This window comes from Pleomorphochaeta sp. DL1XJH-081, from assembly GCF_049310885.1.
Lineage (GTDB): Bacteria > Spirochaetota > Spirochaetia > Sphaerochaetales > Sphaerochaetaceae > CAYZJV01.
This window is the reverse complement of record NZ_JBMDYO010000002.1, coordinates 232,194-249,164: the sequence shown is the minus strand read 5'-3', so window position 1 is coordinate 249,164 and position 16,971 is coordinate 232,194. Positions and strand designations below refer to the sequence as shown.

Annotated in this window: 15 protein-coding genes; all 15 read left to right on the top strand. The window is 40.7% G+C overall.

Annotation, left to right across the window (positions count from 1 at the left end; translation table 11 throughout):
• The first annotated feature begins 20 nt into the window (after positions 1-20).
• The 15 genes from ACODJP_RS05460 (at position 21) to ACODJP_RS05390 (ending at position 16,777) form a co-directional block, all read left to right on the top strand.
• Positions 21-1,148 carry a glycosyltransferase gene (locus ACODJP_RS05460; protein ID WP_422479305.1) on the top strand — a complete coding sequence of 376 codons (1,128 nt, stop codon included), beginning with the start codon at positions 21-23 and terminating at the stop codon, positions 1,146-1,148.
• A gap of 32 nt (positions 1,149-1,180) precedes the next feature.
• Positions 1,181-2,203 (top strand): polysaccharide biosynthesis protein, encoded by a 1,023-nt coding sequence (locus ACODJP_RS05455; protein WP_422479303.1) that lies wholly within the window; start codon positions 1,181-1,183, stop codon positions 2,201-2,203.
• A 1-nt stretch (position 2,204) separates the two neighbouring features.
• Positions 2,205-3,317: a capsular polysaccharide biosynthesis protein CapF gene (locus ACODJP_RS05450; RefSeq protein WP_422479301.1), complete on the top strand. Its 1,113-nt coding sequence runs from the start codon at positions 2,205-2,207 to the stop codon at positions 3,315-3,317.
• Positions 3,318-3,322: 5 nt separating this feature from the next.
• On the top strand, positions 3,323-4,447 hold the full coding sequence (gene wecB, locus ACODJP_RS05445) for a non-hydrolyzing UDP-N-acetylglucosamine 2-epimerase (RefSeq protein WP_422479299.1): 1,125 nt from the start codon (positions 3,323-3,325) through the stop codon (positions 4,445-4,447).
• The gene (locus tag ACODJP_RS05440; RefSeq protein ID WP_422479297.1) at positions 4,448-5,557 is read left to right on the top strand and encodes a glycosyltransferase; all 1,110 of its coding nucleotides are present in this window, start codon (positions 4,448-4,450) and stop codon (positions 5,555-5,557) included. It begins immediately after the preceding gene.
• Between the two features lie 230 nt (positions 5,558-5,787).
• Positions 5,788-6,990 carry a hypothetical protein gene (locus ACODJP_RS05435; protein ID WP_422479295.1) on the top strand — a complete coding sequence of 401 codons (1,203 nt, stop codon included), beginning with the start codon at positions 5,788-5,790 and terminating at the stop codon, positions 6,988-6,990.
• A gap of 103 nt (positions 6,991-7,093) precedes the next feature.
• Entirely contained in the window at positions 7,094-8,113 is a 1,020-nt protein-coding gene (locus ACODJP_RS05430) for a glycosyltransferase family 2 protein (RefSeq protein WP_422479293.1), read from the top strand.
• A gap of 123 nt (positions 8,114-8,236) precedes the next feature.
• On the top strand, positions 8,237-9,703 hold the full coding sequence (locus ACODJP_RS05425; protein WP_422479291.1) for a lipopolysaccharide biosynthesis protein: 1,467 nt from the start codon (positions 8,237-8,239) through the stop codon (positions 9,701-9,703).
• Positions 9,704-9,748: 45 nt separating this feature from the next.
• Positions 9,749-11,479: a thiamine pyrophosphate-binding protein gene (locus ACODJP_RS05420; RefSeq protein WP_422479289.1), complete on the top strand. Its 1,731-nt coding sequence runs from the start codon at positions 9,749-9,751 to the stop codon at positions 11,477-11,479.
• Position 11,480: 1 nt separating this feature from the next.
• Positions 11,481-12,392 (top strand): NAD-dependent epimerase/dehydratase family protein, encoded by a 912-nt coding sequence (locus ACODJP_RS05415; protein WP_422479287.1) that lies wholly within the window; start codon positions 11,481-11,483, stop codon positions 12,390-12,392.
• 91 nt (positions 12,393-12,483) lie between these two features.
• A complete protein-coding gene (rfbF, locus tag ACODJP_RS05410) occupies positions 12,484-13,257 on the top strand; it encodes a glucose-1-phosphate cytidylyltransferase (RefSeq protein WP_422479285.1) in 774 nt (257 codons plus the stop codon).
• Entirely contained in the window at positions 13,242-14,309 is a 1,068-nt protein-coding gene (rfbG, locus tag ACODJP_RS05405; RefSeq protein WP_422479283.1) for a CDP-glucose 4,6-dehydratase, read from the top strand. Before rfbF ends, rfbG begins: the two co-directional genes overlap by 16 nt.
• Before the next feature lie 52 nt (positions 14,310-14,361).
• Positions 14,362-15,048, top strand: coding sequence for a ferredoxin--NADP reductase (locus ACODJP_RS05400; RefSeq protein WP_422479281.1), 687 nt, complete (start codon positions 14,362-14,364; stop codon positions 15,046-15,048).
• Positions 15,049-15,053: 5 nt separating this feature from the next.
• Positions 15,054-16,376 (top strand): lipopolysaccharide biosynthesis protein RfbH, encoded by a 1,323-nt coding sequence (gene rfbH, locus ACODJP_RS05395; protein ID WP_422479279.1) that lies wholly within the window; start codon positions 15,054-15,056, stop codon positions 16,374-16,376.
• A complete protein-coding gene (locus ACODJP_RS05390) occupies positions 16,373-16,777 on the top strand; it encodes a sugar phosphate nucleotidyltransferase (RefSeq protein WP_422479277.1) in 405 nt (134 codons plus the stop codon). Before rfbH ends, ACODJP_RS05390 begins: the two co-directional genes overlap by 4 nt.
• The last annotated feature ends 194 nt before the right edge of the window (positions 16,778-16,971 follow it).

Genomic DNA, 16,971 nt, shown 5'->3' with positions numbered 1-16,971 from the left:
CCGAATAATGGGAAATTTATATGAAGAAAGATATAATTTTATATTTTGGAGGGTTTGATTTACCAGATAAGAATGCAGCAGCTCAGAGAGTAATAGCTAATGGAAAAGCTTTTAGGGAATTAGGATATTCAGTAGTGTTTATTGGGATTAACCATGAAATCGATTATCCTGATTATGAGGTGCATAATAACCCCCAAAAGTACCAAGGTTTTGATTTCTATAATAGACCCTATCCAAAGAAAATTAAAGAATGGGTTAGATATAGTAAACAGATCAAGATAATTAAAACTTTTATATTAAAATATTTTAACAGAGTTTCTGCTGTGATTTTTTATAATTATCCAGCTTTACCTATCATTCGTATCATACCTTTTTGTAGGACTAATTCAATAAAGGTAATTTCTGATTGTACTGAATGGTATTCTCATCAGATCACTGGGATTCAAGGACTTGTAAAATTTGTAGATAGCGAATTGAGAATGCGATTAGTAAATAAAACTGTTGATGGTGTTGTAGCAATCAGTTCATATCTTTTAAATTATTATAATGAGCATGTACCTACTTTCTATATTCCCCCTTTGGTTGATCTTGAGGATCCCAAATGGGCCATAGAAGCAATTATTAAAAATTCAAATTTTACAATTATCTATGCAGGTTCACCTGGTAGAAAAGATCGAGTAGATCTTTTAATTGATGCTGTATCCCAAATAAAAGTTCCTGTATTGCTTAAGATTATTGGTATTACAGAAAATGAGTTTCATGAGCAATTTTCTGGTTCAAGGAATAGCATTCCTAGTAATATTATCTTTTATGGGCGTCTGTCACATGAAAAGGTTATAACAGAACTAAAAGGATCAGATTATAGTTGTTTCTTTCGTGATAAAAATAAAATGACTCAAGCTGGGTTTTCAACAAAATTTGTTGAAAGTATTAGTGCAGGAACTCCTGTAATTACAAATAGAACCAGTGATATATCTGATTATTGCTCAAAACTTAATGGTTGTATTCTTGTTGAAGATATTTCTGTCTCTTCGATAGTTCTTGCTTTGGAGAGAGCATATAGCAATAAGCGAAGAATCGAAAATCATTCAATTTTCGATTATCGGAACTATCTTTCAGATTTTAAAGAAATTACTGAGCTTTTCTGAAGATAGTCAATTTTAAATATAAGAGTTATTAAATGTTTACTAACAAAACCATCCTAATCACTGGCGGTACCGGCTCTTTCGGAAATGCCGTGTTGGAACGCTTTCTTAACACTGACATAGCAGAGATCCGGATATTCTCTCGCGACGAGAAGAAACAGGATGACATGCGCCACTTCTACAAGAACGACAAGATCAAGTACTACATCGGTGATGTGCGCGATTACCGCAGCATCCGCGATGCCTTGAACGGGGTGGATTTTGTCTTCAGTGCAGCAGCACTGAAACAGGTTCCCTCCTGTGAGTTTTTTCCTATGGAGGCAGTGAAGACCAATGTGGTTGGGACAGATAATGTCCTGACCGCCTGCATCAATGCGGGGGTGAAGAAAGTCATCTGCCTCTCCACCGACAAGGCAGCCTATCCGATCAATGCCATGGGAACCAGCAAGGCAATGATGGAGAAGGTATTTGTCGCCAAGTCAAGGACGGTTTCCGAGGACAGGACTCTTATCTGTGGTACACGGTACGGGAATGTGCTTTGCTCCAGAGGGTCCGTGGTCCCTCTCTTTGTTGAGCAGATCAAGGCAGGCAAGCCCCTGACGGTGACTGACCCGTCTATGACTCGCTTCATCATGACCTTGGAAGAGGCAGTCGATCTGGTTCTCTATGCCTATGAACATGCACATACCGGGGACATCCTGGTACAGAAGGCACCTGCAAGTACCATTGGTGACCTTGCCCAGGCAGTGAAGGAGCTCTTCCATGCAGAAAATGAGATAAAGACCATCGGTATCAGGCATGGCGAAAAGATGTACGAGACACTGCTCACCAATGAGGAGTGTGCAAATGCCATGGACCTGGGTAACTTCTACCGCGTCCCTGCCGACAACCGTGACCTAAACTATGACAAGTACTTCTCTGATGGCACAGAGGCATGTAATACCCTCAAGGAGTTTAACTCCAGCAACACCCAGTTGCTGACCGTCCCCCAGATCAAGGAAAAACTGCTCACTCTGAAATACATCCAGGAAGAGCTACAAGCATGGGAGAACCGCTAGCATGAAGATACTGGTAACCGGTGCAAACGGCTTTGTGGGGAAGAACCTTGTCTGTGAACTACGTAACAAGGGCTATGAGGAGTTGTACCTCTTTGACATCGATACAGAGGAGAGCCTTCTTGACTCCTTCACCAAGGACTGTGAGTTTGTCTTTCATCTTGCCGGCGTGAACCGGCCTAAGGAAGAGAAGGAGTTCATGGAAGGCAACTTCGGTTTCACCAGTACCCTGCTCGCCTTCTTGAAGAAACATAAGAATTCTTGCCCCATTCTTATCACCTCTTCCATTCAGGCAGCCTTGGACAATCCCTACGGGAAAAGCAAAAAAGCAGGGGAGGACCTGCTCTTCTCCTACGGAGATGAGAAAGGGGCTCCTGTATACGTCTACCGCCTTCCCAACGTCTTCGGCAAGTGGTGCAAGCCCAACTACAACAGTGCGGTTGCCACCTTCTGTTACAACATCACAAGGGACTTGCCCATAACGGTCAATGACCCTGGGGTGGTCATGAACCTCGTCTACATCGATGATGTGCTGGACAGTTTCATGAATGCACTGGAGAAAGGTGATGTTCTGGAGGAAAATGGGTTCTGCAAGGTACCCACGGTACATACCGTGAAGCTGGGAAGGATTGTGGAGCTCCTTGAGGGTTTTAGGGACAGCCGAACCAATCTTTCAGTGCCGAACATGTCTTCCAGTTTCGAGAAGGTGCTATACAGCACCTACCTGAGTTACCTACCGGAGGACCGGTTCAGTTATCCACTGAAGATGAACAGTGACAACCGTGGTTCTTTCACCGAAATCATCAGAACAGTAGAGCGTGGCCAGTTCTCGGTGAACATCTCCAAACCCGGCATCACCAAGGGGAACCACTGGCACCATACCAAGAACGAGAAATTCTTAGTGGTAAGCGGGAAGGGCCTGATCCAGTTCAGGAAAATCGGGACCACTGAGGTGATAGATTACCATGTCTCGGGGGAGACGCTTGAGGTTGTGGACATCCCCCCTGGGTATACCCACAACATCATCAACGAGGGGGAGGGAGATTTGGTGACCTTCATGTGGGCTAATGAGCCGTTCAATCCGGACAAGCCGGATACGATATTTGAGAAGGTGTGAATGGTATGGATAAGATGAAGGTGATGACCATCCTTGGGACAAGGCCCGAAATAATCCGGCTCAGTGCAGTCATACAGAAGTGTGACCAGTACTTCAACCACATTCTGGTCCATACGGGACAGAACTGGGACTACACGCTTAACCAGGTGTTCTTCGAGGACCTGGGCCTGAGAGCCCCCGACTACTATCTGGACAGCGTGGGCAAGGACCTTGGCGAGACGATGGGAAACATCATTGCCAAGAGCTATGAGGTTATCCAGAAGGAGAAGCCCGATGCCTTGCTAGTCTTGGGTGATACCAACAGTGCCTTGTCGGCCATCAGCGCGAAGCGCCTGAAGGTTCCCATCTTCCACATGGAAGCAGGGAACCGCTGCTGGGACTGGAATGTCAGCGAGATGATCAACCGGAAGATTGTGGATCATATCAGTGACATCAACCTTCCGTATACCGAGCACTCAAGACGCTACCTGCTTTCTGAGGGATTGGATGGGAAGACCATCTTTGTTACAGGCTCCCCGATGCGGGAGGTTTTGGACAATCATATGAAGAAGATCCAGGAAAGCGATGTATTAGATAAACTGCATCTCAATAAGAACAACTACATCCTTGTCTCAGCCCACAGGGAAGAGAACATCGACAACGAGGATCATTTCCTTTCCCTGATGACTGCCATCAATGACATGGCAGAGACCTACCAGATGCCGGTCATCTATAGCACACATCCTAGGAGCAAGAAGTTCATCGAGCAACGAAACTTTCAGTTCCATCCCTTGGTGCAGAGCCTGAAGCCTTTCGGCTTCCTGGACTACAACAAGCTGCAGATGAATGCCTACTGTGTACTCTCTGACAGTGGCACCCTCAGCGAGGAGTCGGCAATGCTGGACTTCGCAGGGGTTCTCATCAGGACCAGTACTGAGAGACCTGAGGTACTGGACAAGGGAACCGTTGTGGTTGGTGGAATCACCACCAAGGATATCTCTCAGGCCCTAGAGATGGCGGTCTCCATGCGGGACAACCAGGAGAAGACCGAGATGCCTGATGACTACCATGACACCAATGTATCGGTGAAGGTGGTAAAGCTTATACAGAGCTATGCGAAGATAGTGAATGAGACGGTGTGGGGGAATTAAATGGAATTTTTAGTTGAAAGAGATCCACAATTAGTGGTCAAACCACGAGTTTTAGTTTTTATTTACAATGAAGGCAATGTAAGCGGAATAACAACATCTATGAGGGCAATACAAAAATCATGGCTTAAGGAGAAGTATGATTTTCAAGAGATATACATAAATGAAAAATTAGGCAGTATAGTACGGATAAAATTAATTATGAAGTTGGTAAAAAGGATTAGATTCATTCAACCTGATATAATCCATGTAAGTGGATTAGGTTTACATGGTTTTTATGCAGTATTATCTGCTCGAATCGCGGGTTATACACAGATTCTTACTACTGTACATGGGGCTACAATTGATATGATACAATATCCAAGAATTAAGAAATGGATGTTTGTTAATATAATTGAGCCACTTACTTTGAGATTATCAAAGGTTGTAAACACAGTATGTATTGACATGGCTAATAAAGCAATAATTAAAAAAAACACAAAAAGCAGTCAAATGTCTGTAATATATAATGTTGCACCGAAAATAGATTTTCTGAAATTACAAAAGAATGCAATCAAGCGAGAATTAGGATTAAGTAGTACAGATATACTTGTTGTTTATACAGGTAGAATAACTGATGAAAAAGGGATACAATATGCCCTAGACGGTTTTAGCGATCTCAACGATTCTAATTTGTATTTTGCGTTATGTGGTTCTGGAAAAGATCTCGATTTATATAAGAATAAGTATAAAAATATAATTAAATCAGGACGTGTTTTTTTCTTGGGAAATCGTGAAGATGTTCTTCAGATTCTATATGGGAGCGATATATTTCTATTTCCGACGCTACATGAGAACTTATCAAATTCATTACTTGAAGCCTGTTCAATTGGTCTTGCAATTATTGCGACAAATGTAGGAGGAAACCCTGAAGTGATAATTGATGGCTTTAATGGCATTCTCGTACCTCCATTCAATTCAACTCGGATTCGAGATTCACTGATATCGTTAGCAAGAAACAGAAATTTGCGATATCAGATGGGGAATGCGGCACAGAAAGTATCTAGAGAAAAATTCTCTCCAGAAATAATATATGCTCAAATCGATAGACAATATAAGACATTAATACAATGAGTAAATCAATTGGAATTAATAATGCGTATAAATATCGCATTATTATATATCTATTATCAATCATAATTTCTATAATTTATTGTGTAGTTTCTCTGCAACCAGCAATATTTCTATTTATTACTTTTGGGATTATGAGTGGATGCATAGTAAATGTTATCCTTTTTGATCAGAAGAGTATTTCGATAACAAACGGTATCTTTTTTCTTTCATTTTCAATATATATTGCATATATGCTTGTGACACAGATGTTATATGTTAAAGATCCACTTAATTCCTATTTTTTTACACCTGATTCAAGAACTTATTATAGTAGGTTTGTTCAATTAGCAAATTTTAGCAAATATACAGGACCAACAGCTTTTGACCTAGGTTCATCGTCTTTTCTATACAAGGGAGTAGGTATTTATTATCTTGGATGGTTTTTGGGAAGAATGTCAGTACTCATCACAGGAAATCATTCTATTACCATCCATCTGATTGTGGTTGTTTGGTGTGCCTCAATGATAAATGCAATTATTTATCAAACACTTTTACTCTATTTTAAAAAAACAATTGCACTTAGTTCAACATTGTTCTACGCTATATTTTCTTATAGTCTCATATTCTCAGCCACCCTTTTAAGAGACATGCATGTTGCGTTTTTTCTTGCTCTAGGGTGTTATGTTTTACATAAGCAACTGTCAAGACGTACAGTTTTTCAAATGATCATCATCATAATCTTTATATTTTTATTTAGGCCATCGCATGCTTTGTTTTTTTTATCTCTAATTATTTATAGAATATTAAACAACTATAAAGTCAATAAAGTAATATATTTATTATTTTTTATATTTGTTGGAATCCTTTTTTTTGGTTTGACAATTGTAGGTAATCATTTTGGTTATTTAAACCAATTTCTTGATTGGAGTGAGTCCTACCAAGAGTTCCATGTTGCTACTGCTCAACAAAGCGATGGAGGTGCAAACTTTGTATATAGCTTGATACCTAGGAGCTTATATCCTTTTGCTAGGATTCTGCAATCTCAAATAAATCCCTTTTCCCTGTTTTGGATTTACAAAGTTCCTGAGAATATGGCAAATGGTGAATTCCCTAGATTTCAGTTATTGACCTATGCGTATAGTATTGCTAACTTATTTTGGTTTGTTGTGATAGGTTTCTTTTTTATGGGCATTGTGATTAGAAAATATAGAAGCAAAATCCCAAAACGAATTTTTGAAGGTGCTGTAGGATCAATATTCCTTCTCATCTTAGCAGGGTATAGTTCTAACGATGTTAGACGACTATTAGGAGTGTATCCTTCAATGTTTGTTTGCTCGGTTTATGTCTATAATGCATTATTAGCTGAAAGAAATAGAAAAAATATTATAAAAATCTTGATTATAGTTTATATTTCTATTGCAGTTACTTATGCAGTTGTGAAGATATTCATTTAATATTATCTGAAGAAAACCAATAATACCTCTTGTTAGAGTTGCATACCTTAGAGAAATTTTCTCATATAAAATCAGATGAAAATAACTTGATGGGAGAAAAAAATTGTCAGAAGAGTTCTCAAGCAAAAGTATTGAAAAGATATTATTATCGATATGTATTCCAACATATAATAGATGTGACCATCTTAAGAGGCAAGTAGCATTCCTATTACAAGAGATTTCACGCGAAATTGAAATTATTATTTCTGATAATTGCTCAAATGATGGAACTTATGAATATTTGCTTTCTTTGCCAGTAAGAGGTAATGTTCATATTAATCAAAATGAAGAAAATCTAGGGGCTGAAAAAAATATGTACAAGTGTATAGAGATGGCTAAAGGCCAATATATATACTTGTTAGGAGATGATGATTATCTAAGATCTGGATTTATTGAAAAACTCCTCGGATTGATTAAGAATGAAAAATGTTCATATTTTCATTTCAATTATGTAGCATTTAATGAAAAAACTATGTCTATTTCTACAATTAGAGGAATAAAGAGGGATTTGAATTTAAAGAGAATCGGATTAAGCAATGAAGAAATAACAAAAATTGTAGCTAAGTACTATAGTGCACTTTTATTTATGTCTAGCAACGTATTTCGAAGAGAATTAATTATTAATAATAAAGATAATTCAATTAATTGGGTAGAAACTTTACGGCTTGCAATATTATCAATGCAATCCGGTTCTTCATATTTTGATAATAGTGTATCAATCCTTTGCGGTGTTAACACCTCTTGGACTGATAGAAGGGGACAAGTTTGGTTCGAGAGTTTTCCAACATTTTTTAATTCATTGAGGGAGTATGGATTTTCTAAAAAGCAAATTCTATATATGAAGAATCATGCAATTGCTGATTGCATTTTTTCGTATAAACGAACTCGTTCAAACGAGTTTTCTGAAAAAGATTGGTCAGAGCGAATAAATGAACTAACCACATTAAATATATTGGTTTTACTCTTCTTAATATTTCTAAAAAGGGGGTTAATGAAAGTTATTAATTATGTTTTAGGAAGAAGGACAAAAGTAGCAGTTAATGAACAGATGATTAAGGAATTTCAGCTATTAGCGCAAGCATGACTAATGTTATGTAAAGAAATAGTGAAGAAGTATCCATATAGTTCTCACTCTCTTCATTCCAGTAAGATGCTTGAATTAAATCTACAGATTACGAATTTGAGAAAGAAATTTTTAGGAAAATTGATGCAGAACGGAAATAAATTAATCATAACCAACATATTCTGGAAATTTTCAGAAAGAATGTTAGCACAACTAATATCTTTCATAGTTTCTATAGTCCTTGCAAGGCTTCTCTTTCCTGAGGCTTATGGAACTATTGCTTTGATGACGGTTTTTATCTCGTTTCTAGATATTCTCGTAACTAATGGGTTGCCCATAGCATTGATACAAAAAATAGATACTGATGAGTTGGATTTTTCCTCTGTCTTTTATTTTAACTCAATTTTTTCTATCTTTCTTTACATACTCCTTTTTTACTCTGCACCTAGTATTGCTTCATTCTATAGTAATGATGAGTTAATTCTTTTAATAAGAGTGATGGGGATAAGAATAGTTATTGCCTCCCTGAATAGCGTACAACACTCATATGTATCAAAACATATGATGTTTAAAAAATACTTTTGGTCCACTTTTTTTGGTACAGTTCTATCTGGTTTGATTGGTATCTTGTTGGCAATAAATGGCTTTGGAGTCTGGGCTTTAGTTGCTCAGTATATGACAAATACAGTAGTAGATACAATTGTATTATGGTTTACTGTTAGATGGAGACCAATACTTAATTTCTCTTGGAATAGAATTAGACGTATGATTTCTTTTGGATGGAAAATTCTTGTTGAATCTATCTCAGAAAACTTTTCTGTACAGATTAGGGGTTTGATTATTGGAAAGGTTTACTCTCCTGGAGATTTGGCTTATTACAATAAAGCACAGCAGATGCCAGCTTTACTCATAAAAAACATAGCCGTTTCAATTAGTTCTGTTTTACTTCCTTCAATGTCAAATAATCAAAACAAAGAGGGGTTTGTTCTATCGTTACTACGAAAATCAACAAAGGTAGCTTCTTATGTTCTTTTTCCATTGATAACTGGTCTTGCATTGGTTGCTTCTCCTCTAATTCGCATATTATTAACTGAAAAATGGATTGAGTGTGTTCCATATATGCAGATTTTCTGTATTACTCAAGGTGCAACAATTGGGATGATTACGAGACACCAAGCATTAAATTCAATAGGAAGAAGCGATGTTTATATGATTGAACATATTGCCTATAGGATATTTTTTCTTACTATAATATTTTCAATATATAGAACAAGTGTGATGGCAATTGCTTTGAGTGGTATAGCTGGCGCTTTATTCATGACACTAACAGTTATGTATACAAGTAAACGATATAATGGATATATGTATAAGGATCAAATTCTTGACATTTTACCAACTCTAATTGGTTGTCTTCTTATGTCAATTCCTGTTTGGTTGATTCAGAATCTTAAATTATCCGATATGCTTACTTTAATACTTCAAATTGGTGTCGGGTCAATTATCTATATAGGTTATTCGATTTTATTCAAAATTGATAGTTTTACTTTTTGTAAAAATTATTATTCACATTTCACAAAAAAAATTAAAAGCTCAAATTTATATAAGAAATAATTTGATTTGTATTCTCTGAACAATGATTTATAGGATTATTAAAATATGCAAAATATTGAATACTTGGTTAAAAGGCTTATCTCACTAGGAATTACAGATGTATTTGGTTATCCTGGGGGGATGGTTACTCATCTTCTTGATGCTTTAGATAGGCATCAAGATTTGATTTCTGTGCATATCAATTATCATGAGCAAGCTGCGGCATTTGCAGCTTGTGGCTATGCACAGGTGAGCAACAACCTTGGAGTTGCTTTTGCCACAAGCGGACCAGGTGCAACCAATCTGATTACTGGGATATGTACTGCCTATTTCGATTCCTTGCCTGTTTTGTTCATTACCGGACAGGTAAACACGTATGAGTCCAAAGGGACTCTTCCGATGCGCCAGAAGGGTTTTCAGGAGACGGATGTTGTTGAATTGGTTAGAAGTGTTTGCAAGTACGCCAAGAAAGTAGAGAAACCGGAGGAATTGCCGGAGATTCTGGAGACAGCAATCAAGACTGCGATGGAAGGCAGAAGGGGCCCTGTGTTACTTGATATCCCCATGAACATTCAGAGGGCAGAAATTTCATCCGTCGAATATGCAAATGATTTCCTTCCTATTTCTTCAGTAGACTCAATCTTGACAGGGCACATTGAAACAATCATCGCCGAGATTCTCAAAGCTAAACGGCCATGCTTGTTGATTGGTGCGGGAGTGAGACATAGCGGTAATGAACTTTTGGTGAGGGCGATTGTTGATTTACTTGGAATGCCAGTAGTCACGAGCATGATAGCCGTGGATATTCTTCCCTCACCACATCCCCTTAATTTCGGATTCATCGGGGCATATGGAAATCGATTTTCGAATATCATCGTAGCAAAGTGCGATTTGTTGATTACACTTGGATCTCGGTTGGATATCAGGCAGACCGGGGCCAATCCGTCAGGATTTGCATCGAAAGCAAGAATTCTCCGTGTAGATGTGGATAACGGAGAACTTCAAAATAGGATATCTAAAGATGAGATACATATTCATTCTGACCTATCGATGTTATTACCAGCATTGATTGCACACCTCGAACAGCGAGATATAGATAATACAGATATTAATAAGCAGTGGTTGGGCATATGCAAGCAAATACGGGAAAAGGTTGAGGGAATGGATGACCTATTGCCGAATCAGATGATGCGTGAAATCAGCAATCAAATTCCTGAGAATTCAATTATTACCACTGATGTTGGGCAGAACCAAGTCTGGGTATCCCAATCATTCCAAGTAAAGGCCGGACAACAGGTCCTATTTTCTGGCGGGCATGGAGCCATGGGTTACTCACTTCCTGCCGCAATCGGGGCATACTATGCCCAGAAATCTAATATGCGCGTCTACAGCATCAATGGTGACGGTGGTATCCAAATCAATATTCAGGAATTACAGTTTATCGCAAGGGAAAGTTTGCCTATTACTGTTGTGATTCTAAACAACCAATCGCTGGGAATGATCAGGCATTTCCAGGAGATGTACTTCAATTCTAATTTTGCTCAGACTGTTGAAGAAAAGGGTTATTCGGTGCCAGATTTTAAAAGAATAGCGTATGCCTATGGTTTTACTTATTACCGGGCTGATAAGCTGACAGATATCACTGAGGCTATGACCCCTCATGCTGGACCGGTACTTCTTGAAATCCAATTGGGGTCAAAAACCTATGTATATCCTAAATTGGCCTTCGACAAGCCGATTCACCTCCAGGAGCCACCCTTACCAGCTGAGCTCACAGAGTATTTAATGGGATTATAAGATGAGGAAAATTCTGATTACCGGCGCAACTAGCATGATTGGAGTCGCCTTGGTAGAGTACCTATTGGCTCAAGATTGTGAAGTAACTGGGCTTGTTCGCCCTCACTCGGAACATATTTCCCGCTTACCGAAGCATGCGAATCTTAGAATTGTGGAATATGAGCTTGCATCAATTTTACAGTTGTCGGAATTTCTGGAGCATAACTATGATATCATGTATCACCTTGCCTGGGCCAATACAGGAGCTGACAGGGATAAAGATGTTCTGGGACAAATTGAAAACATTAGGTTGTCTTTGGATGCTCTCGAATTGTGTTCAAGGATTGGGTGTAATACTTTCGTTGGAGCAGGGTCCCAAGCAGAGTTCGGTCCAAAGACACACGGTCCCATCGGCAGGAATTCATCCGAAGAGCCTGTCACTGCGTACGGGATATGCAAGTCATCAGCCGGAAAGTTGGTTTTATCTAGAGGAGCTGAATTGGGAATTCGATGCTTTTGGCCAAGGATTTTCAGCATTTTCGGCCCATACGATCGGGGTTCCTCATTGATCAGCCACACGATACAGTGCCTCAAGCAGGATAAGACACTCCAACTTACAAAAGGAACCCAAATCTGGGACTACCTGTATGTAATTGATTCTGCGAAAGCACTTTATCTGATTGGAGAAAAAGGGATAGTCGGCAAGAAGTATTGCATAGGGAGTGGTATTGGACGTCCATTGCATGAATACATCGACTTCATCAGATCCCAGATTAAATCCACATCTGAAATTAGATTTGGGGATATCCCTTTCGATGAGAATTCTGTCATGTATCTTATTGCAGATATCGAGGAATTGATGGAAGATACTGGGTTCTCTCCTGATTATACATTTGAGAGAGGAATTAAGGATATGCTTGAGAAAAAGCATTAGTAAATTTTATAGGACTGAGAAATCCCGTGGATTTTCAGATTGTTGCACCTAGGTATTGGTGCTGGACAATTTTTACCAAATGAGGTGAGTAATGAAAGTAGTAATTCTGGCAGGCGGTTTTGGTACTCGAATCTCTGAGCAGAGTCATCTAATTCCCAAACCCATGATTGAGATTGGGGAGAAACCAATCCTCTGGCATATCATGAAGTATTATTCATCCTTCGGTTTCAATGAATTCATCATCTGCTGCGGATACAAGCAATATGTGATCAAGGAATTTTTTGCAGATTACTATCTGCATATGTGTGACATCACCTTCGATTTCACAAAAGAAAATCATTTTGAGGTTCATTCGAATACAACCGAACCTTGGAAGGTTACGCTCATCGATACCGGCCTGAATACGATGACCGGGGGAAGACTGAAACGGGTTGCCAAGTATGTCGGTGATGAGACCTTTTTCATGACATATGGTGATGGGGTAGCAAATGTTGATTTGAACAAATTGCTTGCTTATCATCGTAGCAACAGTAAAAAAGCCACGCTGACAGCTATTCAACCCGGTGGGAGATTCGGTACTTTGGACATCAATAATGGCAATCTTGTCGAGAGCTTTAAGGAGAAGAGAAAGGAAGATGGAGGATGGATCAACGGTGGTTTTATGGTTTTGGAACCAAGTGTTCTTGAATACATCGCTGGTGATGAGTGCGTATTCGAGAAATATCCGCTTGAGACGTTGGCTTCGGAAGGAAATCTGATGGCTTTTGAACATACGGGATTCTGGCAGTGTATGGATACCATGAGGGATAAAGAATTGCTTGAGACCTTATGGAAAGAGGATAAGGCGCCATGGAAGATTTGGTAAAAAGCTTAAAGGAATTCTACAATGGGAAGAGTGTCTTTGTGACTGGGCATACTGGTTTCAAGGGAACTTGGCTTACGAGAACCCTACTTATGCTTGGGGCAAAAGTAACTGGGTATGCTTTGGATGCTCCTACCAGTCCATCAATGTTTGCATTGACCGATACCGGTGTCAGAATCCAAGATAGCCGAGGTGATATTCGGGATTTGGCTTATCTTAAGTTAGTTTTTGATTCCGTCAAGCCGGAAGTTGTATTCCATTTTGCTGCACAACCCATTGTCAGGCAGTCTTATCAGGATCCTGTAACAACCTACTCAACCAATGTGATGGGGACCGTGAATCTCATGGAATCCATCCGGTTATCTAAATCGGTTAGGACTGTAGTCAATGTGACAACCGACAAGGTATATGAGAACAAGGAGTGGATTTGGGGGTATCGGGAAAACGAGAACCTCTGCGGGTATGACCCGTATTCGAACAGCAAGTCTTGCAGTGAGCTTGTCACATACAGCTATCACAATGCGTTTTTCCTCAACGAAGGTTCCCCGTCGGTTTCCACTGCACGTAGCGGGAACGTCATCGGTGGTGGAGATTTCGCCAAGGATAGGATTATTCCGGATAGTGTCAGGGCAGTGATGAATAATGAGCAGTTGGTTGTCAGAAACCCCCATTCCATACGTCCATACCAACATGTGTTGGAATGCTTGTATGGATACCTCGTTCTTGCAATGTTTCAATATTCTGAGAAAAATCTGGAGGGTGCTTACAACTTCGGTCCAAACGAGGATGGTTGTGTCACGACCGGGATGCTTTCAGATTTATTTTTTGATGCATGGGGCAATGGTTCCTGGAAAACCCAAGGTGATTCAGGTCCACACGAGGCTTCCTACCTACGTCTGGATTGTTCCAAGGCGAAGCAGAATCTCGGGTGGTCTCCTAGATGGGGTATTGAGGAGGCAGTACGACGAACAGTTGAATGGTATAAGGAGTATGTATCCGGGAATGATATGAATTTATGCACCGACAACCAGATAGCATCCTTCTTTGGATTGTAAATCGAGTGACATCATCCAAGATTCAACTACTTCGATAAAGGAATCCTATTGAATGCCAGCCCCAACAAGAATACAAGCAACCATCAGCAATATCATCAACCACGGTGATGGGATCCATACCGTGCAATTTTCTGTCCCTTCACGAGCCACCCGTTTCAAGGCAGGGCAGTTCCTTCATCTGGCACTAGATTCCTTTGATCCTTCAGAAGGGTATTGGCCGGAATCAAGGGTGTTCTCCATCGCCTCCAAACCAGAGAGTGATTTCATCGAGATTGTCTATAGTGTGAAGGGTACCTTCACAAAGCGGATGGAGAAGGAACTATCTGTTGGCAGACAGGTTTGGCTCAAGCTTCCGTACGGCGACTTCATCGTAGAGAAACATATAGCCCCAGGCCAACATACAGTCTTCATCGCCGGAGGGACCGGAATTTCTCCATTCATCTCGTATTTTCATCAGGCTGTTGATCAGGGTTTCACAAATCCCATTTCCATCTATTATGGTATTCGGGACAAAGAGCACTTTCTTTACAAATCAGTTCTTGACGATGTATCTTCCCTTGCAGAAGTCCATGTGGTGGAAGGCTTGTTTGATATACAAGCTATCTGTAGTGAGATAGCAAAGATTGGAGATTCGGTGTGTTTCATCTCAGGACCGCCGAACATGATTCATGCTTTTCAGAATGAATTGGGGGTACAAGGATTTCCCCCAGAGTCAATCATTATAGATGCTTGGGAGTAAGATAGATGGAAAAGACCGAACAGCAGTTGCGTGCACAGATTCTTGCAATGGTGAAAGAATACCATGATGTAAAATATTCAAATCGGGAATACATTTCCGGCAAAACCCCGGTACGGTATGCAGGCAGGGTTTTTGATGAAAAGGAGTTGCAACTTCTTGTTGATGCCAGCCTTGACTTCTGGCTGACCAGCGGGCGGTACAGCGAGCAGTTTGAGGCAGAATTTGCTGATTTTGTTGGTGCTGAGTATGCCATGCTCACGAACTCCGGATCCTCAGCCAATCTCCTTGCTCTTACCGCCTTGACCAGCCATCTGATGGGGGAGAAGCGGCTGAGACCCGGTGATGAGGTAATCACTGTAGCCGCAGGATTCCCGACCACGGTTAATCCGATCATCCAAAATGGATTGGTCCCTGTATTTCTCGATATTGAGCTGGGAACATATAATATCAAGGTTGAGGACCTCAAACAGGCTCTCAGTCCAAAAACTCGGGCAATCATGCTGGCACATACGTTGGCAAATCCCTACAACCTTGATGAAATTACAGACTTCGTAAAGCAACATGACTTGTTTCTTGTGGAGGACTGTTGTGATGCACTTGGTTCCACCTATCGGGGAAAGCACGTAGGTGCTTTCGGACACGTTGCAACGTGTTCTTTTTATCCGGCCCATCACATAACGTTGGGGGAGGGGGGCATGGTGTTCACCGATGATGATGTGATAGCCAGGGCTGTCACGTCCATCCGTGATTGGGGCCGTGACTGCTATTGCAAAGGCGGGGAGAACAATACTTGCGGGAAACGGTTCGGCGGCACGTACGGCGAGCTCCCCCATGGATATGACCATAAGTATGTGTACTCTCATATCGGTTACAACTTGAAGGTGACAGATATGCAAGCTGCAATCGGTGTAGCCCAGATGGAAAAACTTCCACACTTCATTGAGATGAGAAAAGCCAATTTCAAGGCTTGGTCTGAAGGCTTTAGGCAATTTGAGAAATATTTCATTCTCCCTCACGCTACCGAGCATTCAGATCCCTCTTGGTTTGCCTTCCCTGTATCTGTCCGGGAGGATGCCCCATTCACCAGAACAGAACTGACGAATCATCTGGCGATGAAGGGGATTGAAACACGAAACTTGTTTGCAGGAAATATCACAAAACAGCCGGCATACTTGGATATTGAGAAGCGGGTAGTTGGAACCCTGAAGAATACGGATTTTGCGATGAACAATACATTCTTTCTTGGGACGTTCCCTGGAATGAAACCGGAGATGATACAGTATTCACTTGAAGCTATTGCAGAGTTTGTTGGATTGAAAGAAGCATGATCTGCCTCATCCTGGCAGCCGGCTATGCAACCCGGCTCTATCCCCTGACCGAGAACTTTCCCAAGCCCCTCTTGGATGTACAGGGAAGGACCGTCCTTGACTGGCTTCTTTCCGATGTCGATGGCATCGAAGGGATCGAGAAGTATGTGATTGTCTCCAACCACAAGTTCCATGATCACTTCGCTGCTTGGAAAGAGAGTTGCTCTCTCTCCCATCCTGTCGTCGTCCTCGATGACGGCTCTACCGACAACTCCAACAGGCTCGGTGCGGTGAAGGACATCCTCTTCGCCATAGAAGAGCTGGAAATCGACGAGGACCTGTGTAGACAGCATCGCAATTTTCGGCATTTCCAGCATTCCAATTTTCCGGATTGGAAAAGACATGGTTTCCCCGCCTTTTGAGAAAAGGTACTTTTTAAACGTAAGTGAATTTTCGGGGTTGGTGATTACCGGGTAGCCTCGGAAGGTGAGGAAGTGTTTTCTGTAGACAGCATCGCAATTTTCGGCATTTCCAGCATTTGAATTTTCCGGATTGAAAAAGACATGGTTTTCCCGCCTTTTAGGAAAAGGTACTTTTTAAACGTAACTGAATTTTC